At 52.9% G+C, this 13414-nt stretch carries 12 protein-coding genes; 9 read left to right on the top strand and 3 right to left on the bottom strand.

Translation table 11 applies throughout. The annotated features are described in order from the left end of the window. Positions 1-9: 9 nt before the first annotated feature. On the bottom strand, positions 10-1206 hold the full coding sequence (gene kbl, locus ACSOSI_RS25350; protein WP_012147497.1) for a glycine C-acetyltransferase: 1197 nt from the start codon (positions 1204-1206) through the stop codon (positions 10-12). A gap of 240 nt (positions 1207-1446) precedes the next feature. Here kbl and rfaD point away from each other — a divergent pair, with 240 nt between their 5' ends. Genes rfaD through ACSOSI_RS25380 form a run of 6 tightly spaced genes read left to right on the top strand, consistent with a single transcriptional unit; the run spans position 1447 to position 7816 of the window. Beyond that, complete coding sequence (gene rfaD / locus ACSOSI_RS25355) at positions 1447-2376, top strand: ADP-glyceromanno-heptose 6-epimerase (RefSeq protein ID WP_012147498.1); 930 nt, start codon at positions 1447-1449, stop codon at positions 2374-2376. 23 nt (positions 2377-2399) lie between these two features. Further along, on the top strand, positions 2400-3446 hold the full coding sequence (rfaF, locus tag ACSOSI_RS25360) for an ADP-heptose--LPS heptosyltransferase RfaF (RefSeq protein WP_476706330.1): 1047 nt from the start codon (positions 2400-2402) through the stop codon (positions 3444-3446). Positions 3447-3448: 2 nt separating this feature from the next. Then, positions 3449-4414: a lipopolysaccharide heptosyltransferase RfaC gene (rfaC, locus tag ACSOSI_RS25365; protein ID WP_476706331.1), complete on the top strand. Its 966-nt coding sequence runs from the start codon at positions 3449-3451 to the stop codon at positions 4412-4414. Further along, entirely contained in the window at positions 4411-5580 is a 1170-nt protein-coding gene (locus tag ACSOSI_RS25370) for a glycosyltransferase (RefSeq protein WP_476706332.1), read from the top strand. The genes rfaC and ACSOSI_RS25370 overlap by 4 nt, the downstream gene beginning before the upstream one ends. A 21-nt stretch (positions 5581-5601) precedes the next feature. Beyond that, a complete protein-coding gene (locus ACSOSI_RS25375) occupies positions 5602-6831 on the top strand; it encodes an O-antigen ligase family protein (protein WP_476706333.1) in 1230 nt (409 codons plus the stop codon). 4 nt (positions 6832-6835) lie between these two features. Beyond that, positions 6836-7816, top strand: a complete 981-nt coding sequence (locus ACSOSI_RS25380; RefSeq protein WP_476706334.1) for a glycosyltransferase family 2 protein — start codon at positions 6836-6838, stop codon at positions 7814-7816. Here ACSOSI_RS25380 and ACSOSI_RS25385 read toward each other — a convergent pair. Continuing rightward, on the bottom strand, positions 7813-8916 hold the full coding sequence (locus tag ACSOSI_RS25385; RefSeq protein ID WP_476706335.1) for a glycosyltransferase family 9 protein: 1104 nt from the start codon (positions 8914-8916) through the stop codon (positions 7813-7815). The two genes, ACSOSI_RS25380 and ACSOSI_RS25385, sit on opposite strands and share 4 nt — an antisense overlap. 1 nt (position 8917) lies before the next feature. After that, positions 8918-9874 (bottom strand): polysaccharide deacetylase family protein, encoded by a 957-nt coding sequence (locus ACSOSI_RS25390; protein ID WP_476706336.1) that lies wholly within the window; start codon positions 9872-9874, stop codon positions 8918-8920. 212 nt (positions 9875-10086) lie between these two features. Here ACSOSI_RS25390 and rfaQ point away from each other — a divergent pair, with 212 nt between their 5' ends. The 3 genes from rfaQ to ACSOSI_RS25405 are packed head-to-tail and all read left to right on the top strand — an operon-like array spanning position 10087 to position 13393. Further along, on the top strand, positions 10087-11169 hold the full coding sequence (gene rfaQ / locus ACSOSI_RS25395; RefSeq protein WP_012147505.1) for a putative lipopolysaccharide heptosyltransferase III: 1083 nt from the start codon (positions 10087-10089) through the stop codon (positions 11167-11169). Next, positions 11166-12293, top strand: a complete 1128-nt coding sequence (locus ACSOSI_RS25400; RefSeq protein ID WP_476706337.1) for a glycosyltransferase family 4 protein — start codon at positions 11166-11168, stop codon at positions 12291-12293. The genes rfaQ and ACSOSI_RS25400 overlap by 4 nt, the downstream gene beginning before the upstream one ends. A 2-nt stretch (positions 12294-12295) precedes the next feature. Beyond that, the gene (locus ACSOSI_RS25405; RefSeq protein WP_476706338.1) at positions 12296-13393 is read left to right on the top strand and encodes a glycosyltransferase; all 1098 of its coding nucleotides are present in this window, start codon (positions 12296-12298) and stop codon (positions 13391-13393) included. The last annotated feature ends 21 nt before the right edge of the window (positions 13394-13414 follow it).

Consider the following 13414-nt stretch of genomic DNA (forward strand, 5'->3'; position numbering starts at 1 on the left):
GGTTTTACCTTATGCAATAACGCCAAGATCTTTACCGATACGAATGAACGCCGCAATCGCACGTTCAATTTGCTCCGGGGTATGATCGGCGGACATCTGGGTACGGATGCGCGCCTGGCCTTTCGGCACCACCGGATAGAAGAAACCCGTTACATAAATGCCTTCCTTGAGCAACGCATTGGCAAATTCCTGCGCCAGTTTTGCTTCACCCAACATCACCGGGATGATGGCGTGATCGGCCCCGGCCAGCGTAAAGCCCGCCGCGGTCATTTTTTCACGGAACAGGCTGGCATTGGCCCACAGGCGGTCGCGCAACGCGTCACCCTGCTCCAGCAGTTCCAGGACTTTAATCGAAGCGGCAACGATAGCCGGTGCCAACGAGTTGGAGAACAGATATGGGCGCGAACGCTGGCGCAGCCACTCCACCACTTCCTTTTTCGCTGCGGTATAACCGCCGGAAGCGCCGCCCAATGCCTTGCCCAGGGTGCCGGTAATAATGTCGACGCGGCCCATGACTTCACAATATTCGTGGGTGCCGCGCCCGTTGGCCCCGACAAAACCGACCGCGTGGGAGTCATCGACCATCACCAGCGCCTGATATTGGTCCGCCAGGTCACACACCCCTTTCAGGTTGGCGATCACACCGTCCATTGAGAACACGCCGTCGGTGGCGATCATAATGTGGCGTGCGCCGTCGGCTTTCGCCTGCTCAAGCTGCGCGGCCAGTTCGGTCATGTCGTTGTTGGCGTAACGGTAGCGCTTCGCCTTGCACAGGCGAACGCCGTCAATGATCGACGCATGGTTTAACGCATCGGAGATAATCGCGTCTTCCGGGCCCAACAGGGTTTCGAACAGCCCGCCGTTGGCATCAAAGCAGGAGGAGTACAAAATGGCGTCTTCCATGCCGAGAAAATCGGCCAGCTTTTGCTCCAGCTGTTTATGGCTGTCCTGGGTGCCGCAGATAAAGCGCACCGACGCCATGCCGAAACCGTGGCTGTCCATACCGGCCTTGGCTGCCGCAATCATTGCCGGGTGGTTGGCCAGGCCAAGATAGTTGTTGGCACAGAAGTTGATCACATGGCGGCCGTCAGCAACGGCAATATCCGCCTGCTGAGCGCTGGTAATAATGCGTTCTTCTTTGAACAAACCTTCGCTGCGGGTGGTCTCAAGTTGTTGTTCCAACTGCTGATAAAAAGACGCGGACATTCGGTTATCTCCAGGATTGGTCTGTTTTCAACATATTTTACTGATTTGTAACCAAACTGACGAGAATCTGCGGGAGAGAATATGAAAATTGCAGCAGATATCACGGCAAAGTGCTGCAGCACTCGACAACGCGGGATATTCGGAGCCCGTCCGATGTTTGCGGCGACATGAAATGCTATTATAAGCGACATTGTGTGTGGGACAGCCTGTCCCACCGGGCAGAATAACAGGGGTAACCCAATGATTATCGTCACTGGTGGCGCCGGCATGATCGGCAGCAATATCATTAAGGCGCTGAATGACACAGGGTATCGCGATATCCTGGTGGTAGATAACCTGAAAGACGGCACCAAATTCGCCAACCTGGTCGATCTCGATATCGCCGACTATATCGATAAAGAAGATTTCATCGCCAACATCATTGCCGGTGACGATCTGGGCGAAATCGACGCCATCTTCCATGAGGGCGCCTGCTCTTCCACCACCGAGTGGGACGGCAAGTACATGATGGACAATAACTATCAGTACTCCAAAGACCTGCTGCACTACTGCCTGGATCGTGAGATCCCGTTCCTGTATGCCTCGTCTGCTGCCACCTACGGCGGCCGCGAAGAATTTATCGAAGAGCGCCAATTTGAAGCACCGCTGAACGTCTACGGCTACTCAAAATTCCTGTTCGACCAATATGTCCGTGAAATTCTGCCTGAGGCAGAATCACAGATCTGCGGCTTCCGTTACTTCAACGTCTACGGCCCGCGCGAAGGCCACAAAGGCAGCATGGCCAGCGTGGCGTTCCACCTGAACGGCCAGATCAACCGTGGCGAGAACCCAAAACTGTTCGACGGCAGCCAGGACTTCAAGCGTGACTTCATCTACGTCGGCGACGTGGCGGCAGTGAACCTGTGGTTCTTGAAAAGCGGCGTATCCGGCATCTTCAACTGCGGCACCGGCCGTGCGGAAACCTTCCAGGCGGTCGCCGATGCCGTGGTCGACTTCCACCAGAAAGGTGCGGTAGAAAACATTCCGTTCCCGGAAAAACTGAAGGGTCGCTACCAGGCATTCACTCAGGCCGACCTGACCAAACTGCGCGCTGCCGGCTATGACGCACCGTTCAAAACGGTCGCCGAAGGCGTGAAAGAGTACATGGCCTGGTTAAACCGCACCGCTTAAGCTGAAGGGATTTGACGTAGGGTATGAAAATACTGGTTATCGGCCCTTCTTGGGTTGGCGATATGATGATGTCGCAAAGTCTCTACCGCACCCTGAAGGCCGAGCACCCGACGGCAGAAATTGATGTGATGGCACCGGCCTGGTGTCGTCCATTACTGGCGCGCATGCCAGAGGTCAATCAGGCCCTGTCGATGCCACTGGGCCACGGTGCGCTGGCACTCGGTGAACGTCGACGACTGGGGCATGCCCTGCGAGCCAACGGCTACGATCGCGCCTATGTGCTGCCGAACTCGTTCAAATCTGCGCTGGTGCCCTTCTTTGCCAAGGTGCCGCAACGCACTGGCTGGCGCGGGGAAATGCGCTATGGCGTGCTGAATGATATTCGCTTGCTGGACAAAGCCGCCTTCCCACTGATGGTGCAGCGTTACGTGGCACTGGCCTACGATAAACAACGCATTCAGCGCGCAGAAGATCTGCCGCAGCCACTGCTGTGGCCGCAACTGCAGGTCAGCGACGAAGAGATTGCCGAAACCACCGCCGCCTTCAATCTGACCGACCATCGGCCGATTATCGGCTTTTGCCCAGGCGCCGAATTTGGCCCGGCCAAACGCTGGCCGCACTATCACTATGCCGCTCTGGCGCAGAAGCTGATCGACCGGGGTTATCAAATCGCCCTGTTTGGCTCCGCCAAAGATAATGAAGCGGGTGAGCAGATACGGACCGCGCTGGATGATGACTCCCGTGGCTTTTGCATGAATCTGGCCGGGGAAACCCAGCTTGAGCAAGCGGTGATCCTGCTGGCTTCCTGTTCGGCCGTGGTCAGTAACGACTCCGGTTTGATGCACGTAGCAGCCGCGTTAAATAAGCCGCTGATTGCCTTGTACGGCCCAAGCAGCCCGGACTTCACGCCGCCGCTGTCCGACAAGGCCAAAGTGATCCGCTTAATAAGCGGTTACCATAAGATACGCAAAGGCGATGCCGAGCAGGGTTATCATCAGAGCCTGATCGATATTCAGCCACAGCAGGTGTTGGACGCGCTGACGCCGTTACTTGCCGCCAGCGAGGAATAAACATGCAGGTGTTGATTGTAAAAACTTCCTCCATGGGAGATGTGCTCCATACGCTGCCGGCGTTAACCGACGCGATGCGGGCGATCCCCGGCATTCGCTTCGATTGGGTGGTAGAGGAAGGTTTCAGCCAAATTCCCACCTGGCACCCGGCGGTAGACCGCGTGATCCCGGTGGCAATCCGCCGCTGGCGAAAAAACTGGTTTGGCAGCGAAACTCGCCAGCAACGCTGCGACTTTAAACGTGTGGTGCAGGAACGAAATTACGACGCGGTGATCGACGCCCAGGGGCTAATCAAAAGCGCCGCACTGATCACCCGCATCGCCAAAGGCAGCAAACACGGTCAGGACAGCAAAAGCGCCCGTGAGCCCTTCGCCAGCTGGTTCTACAACCACCGCTACGATATCGACAAACAGCAACATGCCGTTGAGCGTACGCGCGAGCTGTTTGCCAAAAGCCTGGGCTACGAAAAACCCGACAGCGTCGGCGATTACGCCATTGCGGCCCGTTTTCTCAGCCATCTGCCAGCCGATGCCGGCCAGTATCTGGTGTTTTTACATGCTACCACTCGCGATGAGAAACACTGGCCGGAAACACACTGGCGTGCGCTGATTGCGTTAACTGAGGCAACCGGTTTGAAGATCAAACTGCCGTGGGGCGCAGAGCACGAGCGTCAACGCGCACTGCGTCTGGCGGAAGGTTTCCCACAGGTGGAGGTTTTACCCAAGCTCAGCCTGCAGCAGGTGGCCGAAGTGCTGGCCGGTGCGAAAGCCGTGGTCTCGGTTGATACCGGCCTCAGCCACCTGACCGCCGCGCTAGACAGACCGAACATCACGCTGTTCGGCCCCACCGATCCAGGATTGATCGGAGGCTATGGTCAGAATCAACACTCATTGATTTCCCCAGAAAAAAGCATGGCAACCCTCACCGCCGACGCAGCCTGGGCAGAGTTGCAAAAGGTTATTGGATGAAAAAGCTGCATGTTATCAATTTAGGGAAAATGGGTGGAGTCGAACGCCTGTTCCTGCAGTATATCAACGACACCACCGACGGCAGTAACGAGGTGATTTGCATCAGTAGCGAGGTCGGTGAAGAGATCCGCCGGCAAATGCCTGGCCAGAAAGTCACCTTTGCCAACCGGCTGGTGAACGCTTTGCCACTGCGCTGCCCGCAGTTTTTGCGCAAATACCTGCTGAAAAGCAAAATCGAAAAGGCCAATGCCGACGTGGTGATCGTTTGGGACCTGGTGCCCGGTCTGGCCGCCAAACCGAAACGCGGCAAGCTGGTGTATTACGATCACGGCTGTTCATGGCGCTACCCAAAGAATCAAAAGACCTTACGTTTTCTCGCCATGCTGGACGGGGTGATCTCGGCCTCATTTGCCTCAAAACGGGTGATGGAACTGCGCTTTAATTTGCCCTGCCCGAATCACGTGGTGATCAATCGGCTGAAAACGCCCTCCGGTATCAGCGATAGCCTGAAACCGCTCAGTAAACCGATCAGGATCGGCACCGCCTCGCGCCTGGTCAGCCTGAAAGGCATCAGCGTGTCGTTGCTGATGATGCAAGAACTGCTGCGTCGTGGGCATGATGTTACTCTGGAAATTGCGGGCAAGGGACCCGACAGGGAAGAATTTGAAGCCTTGGCGCAAAAACTTGAGCTGGGCGACCGGGTCACTTTCAGCGGCTTTCAGGATAACGTCGCCGACTTCTTCAACCGCACGCATATCTATATGAGTACGCCGATCACCGAGCCCTTTGGTTTATCCTGCATGGAATCGTTATATTTCGGCGTCCCGGTGATTTTCCCGCAGGTCGATGGCCAACCCGAGGTAATTAAAGACGGATGCTGCGGTATTGGGCTAACGCCTTCGGCGACGATTGAAGAACATCAACGCCTGACCGGCATCCTGGTGGATTTCCCTCACGATGTCTACGATCCGCTGAGCGATACCCTGGTAACGCCGAAACTGCTGTCACACCTTGAGTGCGCGGATGCGGTGGAAAGGCTGATGGTGCCAGAAACCTATCAAATCATGAGTCAAAATGCGCAACGTTACCCGGCCGAACATTTCAGCTACGCTATGTTCAAAACAGAATTTGACGATGCGCTGCGATCGTTCATCACTCTTAATTAATTAATCCGGAAGCTCAGACGCATGCTGACAGTAAAAGCTCCTCATCCAGCATTCAGTTATCTCATTTATTTGGGATGTGCGATTGCATTCTGTACCACACCTTTTAACTCGCATACTGGAAGGGATATGTTTTACATATCCAGCTACATCTCTTTTATCGCACTTATTTTTAACTTTAAATTTTACACACAAAATTATAAAAATTTAATTCTTCCAATACTATTTTTCACCATTGGCATGGCAAGTGTACTCTGGGTTTCATATTTTAAACAACCTGGGGACTACATAAATATATACCGTTCATATACCTCATCCGGAAAATTACAGATCGCCACAGCATTTATACTTTTAATAGCTGTAAATGAAAAATTAGACTTTAAAAAACACCTGATAAGCATTGTCATGCTCTGTGGAATAGCAGTGAATGCATATGTTATTTATCAAGGTGCATGGTTAAAAATAGATCGAGCGGAACTTAACTTTGATCGTGCTACCGCAGCCGCTTATATCATTACCGCAATCAATTTAGTAGTAATGTATACGATCCTTACGCTGAAGAGTCGATACCGCCTATTCCTATATTCTTGTGCATTTTTGTTGACATTCTCTTCAATTATATTAACAGGGACGCGCTCTTCAATAATAGCTTATCCAATAATTTTGGGTGTCTCTATTTTCATAAGCAAGGATTTCATTTCATCAAAAAATAAAGCTAAACTATCATTAAGTTTACTGACTATTTTTGTCCTCTGCGGTTTCATTTTTAAGGGCGAGATCGAACAACGTATAGAGGCTTTCCAGACAGATTTGCAACTCGCATCTCAGCCAGAAAGAGAAAACTCTATAATATCAAGAGTTTCAATGCAGAAAGCAGGAATGCAAGCTGGTCTGTCCGCGCCGTTAGGGCAATCTGCAGAGCAACGTGCCCATGAGATCACCGAACTGGTGGCCCAGAGGCCTCTTTTATCTGGCGTCTTGCCTTATTTGACCGTCCATATGCATAACGAATTTATTGAAACGTTTTCAATAAAAGGCATTTGGGGCGTGGTTTTTTTACTGGCCCTCTATATTGGTTTGTTTTATTTCTCATTCAAACCCTATCGTAACCCTATGCTGTTATCGGTCACTATCGCTCTTTTTGCCTATGGCTGCAGCGACGTTGTATTCTTCAGCAGTGAGGTAACTATTGTTTTCTGCCTTGCTATAATACTCAGCACACTCATTGTAAAGAAAACGATAACGCAGGTATAAGCTTATGACATCATCATCTTATTTGCTTAGTATCATCATCACTCTGTACAACAGTGATGATTTCATTATTGCCTGCCTGCAGTCATTACGTCCTCAGTTGGACCGTGATATTGAGGTTATCATTATAAATGACGGTTCTACTGATGGTTCAGAAGAGAAAGTTCTGAATTACATTAAGGATCATGAGCATTTCAAATTCATCTCTCAAGAGAATCAAGGCGTCGCACATGCAAAAAACACCGGGTTACGAAATGCTCGGGGTCAGTACGTCACTTTTCTCGACAGCGATGATGTCGTTAGCCGTCAATATATTCAAACGCTGCTCCCACTTTTACAGTCTGGCAAGTACGATCTGGTTGATTTCGATTATCATAAATTTGATACGTCTGCCCCAGAGGATGAGCCCTTTGATGTTGTCCGTCAAACGGACTATGACATTGAATCAAATGGAATTTATCCCTTACTTCCCGTATTTGAAAAATCACTGTGGCATATGGTGACCAGGGTGTACCGCCGCAATTTGCTTCAGGGGGAGTATCTTGAAAATGGTCGGCGCTATGAAGATGTCATTTTCACGCCTTTTCAGTATTTCAAAACGCGGAAAATAACCCATCTCGACCACGCGCTCTACTTTTACCGAGATAACAGCCAAGGTATTACCCGCAATATCCGGCCTACGGATATTGAAGATATGTTATTTGCACTCAAGAAAATGCTGAGTTTTGTCGAACAGCACCGAGGTGACGAGCCACTGCGCCAGCTGGCGGCTCTGATGCTCGGGAACTGTTTCTCAGAAATCAGAGGAATGTCGAAAGCGCTGCACGGTTACTATCACTATGAGCAGGAAACACTACGTACCTTCAAGCGCCTGGCTGACGTATGCCGCAACAGCGGCGTACCGCATAAGAAAATCCGGCAAATGCGGTACGCCTGGATCGATACCTGCGTGTCAAAAATCCGCTGGCAATGGATAAAGCGCGGCTAAAGCTGCGCTTTATCCAACGACAGATGATCCACCACTTCGGCGTAAATGCGCTGTGGCTGGATCACCCCCATCGGGCTTTCCACCTCCAGCGGCATGGTATAGCCGGTACGGGAAACCTGAATGATCCGATGAAGTTCCAGATCCTGAATCGGCCCGGTAGAGCGTGAATCGGCAGTGACAAACAGGCTGATGGTTTTCACCTTCAGCGCCACCGCCAGGTGCAACGGTCCGGTATCGCCGGTGATCAACAGGTGGAAGCTGTCGATCAGCGTCAGCAGCCCCTGCAACCCCGTTTTACCAATCTGATTGTCGACGCATGTCCTGGTTTCAGGACTGACCTGGCTCAGGAATTGCTGCGCTTTCCCTTCATCAAAAGGCCCGCCAATCAGTACAATACGCACGTTGGCCTGCCTGGCCACCAGTTCGTCGGCCAGCCGGACAAAATGCGAAACCGGCCAGCAACGTGATTCGGTAGAGGCCCCAAGCTGGAATCCAATCGTACAGTGCTCACTGCTTTTGACACCTGGCTGGTAGGGCGCTGGAATTTCCATGGTGGGATCATCGCTACGGCAGCCCAGAATGGAAATCAGCTCCAGCTTGCGACGAATAAAGTGGCCGTAGTAATGGAAGATATAGTTGGTCAGCCAGGGTTCAAGCCCGCAAATACCTGAGCTGTAGTTATCCCTGATAATATATTTAGCCCCGGATAAAACGGCGCTAATAATGTCATACGGCAGATGTGAGTGCAGGATCAACGCCAGGTCAGGTCGATGCTCACGCAATGATTTTAGCAATGGGCGCATGGTTTTGATTTTGCTGTCCCAATACACCACCCGATCATAATAGCGGCCGTTCTCTACCAGTTCCTGGTTCTTTTTATGCACCACCAACGTAATATGTGCATCAGGGTAGCGTTCCCGCATCGCACGCAATGCAGGTGTGTTAAACATAAAGTCACCCAACGCAGTGGTCGAATAGATGACGATATTGTCAAACTGCAGCTGACTGTCGAAAGTCGCTTTATCCTGGAAGCGGTCGGTCTTTGCTGTATAGCGTCGCAAAAACCAATCCGCGACCTTAATTTTCCATTTTTTCGACATGTCAGTTCACTTTAAGTTGATAATATTCGGCCAACGTCATACCCACCGTGCGTTGCTGCAGCCAGGCAAAAAGCTGCTCCAAATCACGATATAACACTTCAATATCCTGCTGCGTTTTAAAGGTCGGGCTGCCGCCGGGCATAAACTCGGACGAGTGCAGCATAAACTCAACGTAGTCATGCCCCTGTGCCAGACATTGCTCCGCCACCGACTTCATTTTTTCCAGATTACCGCCGCTGGGCCGCAGCCAGTGGACCGACGGTGAACGCTGTTTGCCACGCAGGCTATCGTAACCCTGCTTTAGCGTATTCATCAGTGCCGAATGCTTATACTGAATGCTCATCGGCACTTCCAGCAGCGGTGAGGAACCCGCCCTGGCGATATTTTCCGGATCGATAAAATAGGCCTGCGATGGGAAATTACGGTAGTCGGTACCGCCGTTGCCTTGTGGATTACCCGGTGAATATTGCCAGTTAACTCGCGGCGTCACCGAGCAATCCACCTGATAGCCATATTCCAGCAGCAAAGCCGCATAGTATTCATTAAACGCCCAGCGCCCGGCACGGTGGCTGAGCATCTTGGTCTGGAAGCTGTCTTCCAGCAGTTTGGTCATATGATCGACCTTGACGCGGATTTGATCGGCCGGGTATTCGATCAGATAGGGTTTATGTCGCCAGTCGTCGTCGGTTAATGGCGTCAGCGGCGGACTGTTCCAGGCATGCAGATGCATGCCAACTTCCCCGGTATTACGCGCAATCACATCGCGGGCGAACTCGACATACTCTGCATCCACCGCCATTTCGTAGTTGGTGAGGTACACCGGCTTAAAGCCATATTTCTCACACAGCGCCTGAAAGCGCGGCAAAAAGCGCGTGTTTTCGGTCGAAATACGATCGTGGTTTTGCCACAGATTATCGCCTTCGGTATCAATGGTGATGAGAAATGCCGGTTTGGTCATAAATAGAAAGCCTGATATCCATAGATATACATTATGTTACGCAGGGCGTTTCGCCAGGGCAAACGACTTCGCTGCCTGGTTTGGACAACGTTAAAGGCCTTTTGTCTCTCCTCTACGCTATTTTTTCGCTTCGCGGCAAGAAAACCGAGCAACAGTAGCCACATGCGATCGGGTCATTTAGAATCAAAGATTGGTTTCCCTGAAAGCGACTCATGATGAACGACGCGCCAGCCCTTGCTCCTGATACCTCGATACAGCGTATTCTGATCGTTAAACTTCGCCACCACGGCGACATGTTGCTGATCACACCGGTCATCAATACCCTGCGGCAAAATTACCCGCAGGCGCAGATCGACGTACTGCTGTATAAAGAAACTCAGGAGATGCTGGCCAGCCACCCGGCTCTGACAAACGTCTTCGCTATCGATCGCCAGTGGAAAAAACAGGGCACTAAAGCGCATCTGCGCCATGAACTTAACCTGATTCGGCAGCTCAAGGCCCAAAGTTACGATTTGGTGGTCAATCTGGCCGATCAGTGGCGCAGCGCCCTGCTCTCCAGGTTGACCGGCGCGCGTATTCGTCTGGGGTTCGATTTTCCCAAACGTCAGGGCTTCTTATGGCGCCATTGTCATACCCATTTGGTACCGGTGAGCGATCACGCCCGGTTGCATACAGTTGAACAGAACCTGTCACTGTTAGAACCACTCAACCTGCCAAATATTAGCCAACAGGTGACCATGAGCTACCCGCCGCAGGACTGGCAGACCTGCGAACAGTTGTTGCAGCAACAGGGCATTAGCGGTGATTTTATTGTGGTGCAGCCCACTTCCCGCTGGTTCTTCAAATGCTGGAGCGAAGAAAAAATGGCGGCTACTATCAGCGCGTTACAGGCCGATGGTCACCAATTGGTGGTCACCTCCGGGCCGGACGCAAAAGAACGTGAAATGGTGGAGCGCATCTTGGCACTCTGCCCGCCACAGGGCGTAATTTCGCTGGCGGGTCAACTGACGCTGAGGCAACTGGCCGCCCTGATCGACCACGCTAAACTGTTTATCGGCGTAGATTCGGTGCCCATGCACATGGCCGCGGCGCTGCAGACCCCCTGCATCGCACTGTTTGGCCCTTCCAAACTGGTGTTCTGGCGCCCCTGGCAGGTCATTGGCAACGTGATATGGGCCGGAGACTACGGCGACTTACCCGATCCGGACGCCATCGATACCGGCACCGATGAACGTTATCTGGACCTTATTCCTACAGACGCGGTGATTGCAGCCGCGCGGAGCCAGCTTGCATGAAAGCATTTCGTTTGGCGATCGTTCGCCAAAAATACCGCCCGGACGGTGGCGCTGAGCGTTTCGTTTCCCGCGCCCTTGAGGCGCTGGAACAACAGGACCTCGACCTGAACGTTATCACCCGTGAATGGCAGGGTGACGCCAATCCAAACTGGCATATCCACCTGTGTAACCCGCTAAAATTCGGCCGCATCAGCCGTGAACGTGGCTTTGCCGAAGCGGCCAGAGCACTGTGGCAGAAAGAAAACTTCGATCTGGTACAAAGCCATGAACGCATCCCAGGCTGCGATATTTACCGCGCCGGTGATGGCGTGCATCGCCGCTGGTTACTGCAGCGGGCTCGTTTGTTGCCGGAGTGGCGTCGTAAATGGCTGTTCTCCAATCGCTATCACCGTTACGTGATGTGCGCAGAACGGGCAATGTACGCTGCGCCGGAGCTGAAGGCCGTTATCTGCAATGCCGAAATGATTAAGCAGGAAATCATCGATGACTTCGGAGTCCCCGCCGATAAAATCACGGTGATCTACAATGCCATTGATAATCAAAAATTTCCGCCCGCCGATGCCGAACTACGCCAGCAGTTGCGTCTGCAGTATCAGATCCCGCAGCAGGCTCACTGCCTGGTTTTTGTCGGTTCCGGTTTTGAACGCAAAGGGCTGGCCGCTGCCATCCGTGCCGTCGCAGCGACCGACAGCTATCTGCTGGTGGTAGGTAAGGATAAGGCGGAAAAGCGTTATCAGGCGCTGGCGCAATCACTGGGCTGCAGCAATCGGGTGCGATTTATGGGGGTGCAGAAACAAACGCTGCCGTTCTATCAGGCCGCCGATGCGCTGTTGCTGCCCACGTTGTACGATCCGTTCCCCAACGTGATTCTGGAAGCCATGTCCTGCGGTTTGCCGGTCATTACCAGCACCACCTGCGGCGGCTCGGAGTTTATCACGCAGGGGCAAAATGGCTTTGTTACCGATGCCCTTGATGTCCCCGCGCTGGTCGCGGCGATCGTAGCGCTACCACGCCAGGCCCTGGGCTCCGCCATGGGTGAGGCAGCAAGAGCGCGTATCATGTCGGCTACCCCGGCGCGCCTGTCGGAACAGCTGATCTCCCTTTATAACCGGCTGCTGGATTAACTATGCGTATTCTGATGATTATCGACGGCCTGCCAGGCGGAGGCGCTGAAAAAGTGGTGCTGACCCTGTGCCAGGGAATGCAGCAAATGGGCCATGACGTCAGCCTGATTTCATTGCGCGACGTCTGTAACTATCCAATTCCCTCCGGCATTCACTATCAGGTGGTCGCAGACCATAGCCGCTCACCATGGCGCAAACTGACCGAACTGTCGCGCCGCGCCGCCGCATTGGATCGGGCGATCGCCGACAATGAGCGCCAACAGGGTGCCTATGATTTGGTGTTCTCCAACCTGCATAAAACCGATCGCATCGTCAGCCGCAGCAAGTTGCTCACGTCGGACCGCCTGTGGTTCTGTATTCACGGTATCCTGTCGACCTCCTATCTGGGCCATCGCAAGGGGCTGGATCGTTGGCTGAAACAACGGAAAATCACCCAGGTTTACCAGGGCAGGAATATCGTTGCCGTCTCACAAGCCGTGGGCAACGACTTGCAGCAGAACTTGCCGATCCGCCCAAACCGATTGGCGGTGATCAATAATCCGTTTGATATTGCCGCCATCGAGCAGCAGGCGGCGGAACCCTGTGAGCTGGCAGGCAAAGATTATCTGGTACACGTCGGCCGCTTTCATCCGCACAAACGGCACGATCGGCTGTTGAAGGCCTATGCCCAATCGGGCATACAAGCCCCGCTGGCGTTGATTGGCACCGGCAGCGAAGCCAACGTAGAGGAAGTGAAACAACTGGCAAACCAGTTGGGTATCTCAGACCGAGTACTGTTCCTCGGCTTCCAGGCCAATCCCTACCCGTTTATTCGGCACGCATCACTGCTGGTACTTAGCTCTGACAGCGAAGGCTTTGGTAACGTGCTGGTGGAAGCGTTACTCTGTGGTACTCCGGTGGTCAGCACCCGTTGCCCCGGCGGGCCTGCGGAAATTCTGGAAAAAGCGGGAATGGATAACGCACTGGCGGAACTTAATGAAAAATCACTGTCGGAGAAAATGGCAGACATTTACGCCAACCCACCAGAGATTAATTACCAACAACTGTTGAGCTATGGACTAGAGCCTATTTGTCAGCAATACCTGGCACTCAAGAAATAAATAAGGCAGGGGATCCCTGCC

Source organism: Serratia sp. AR11 (assembly GCF_056376275.1).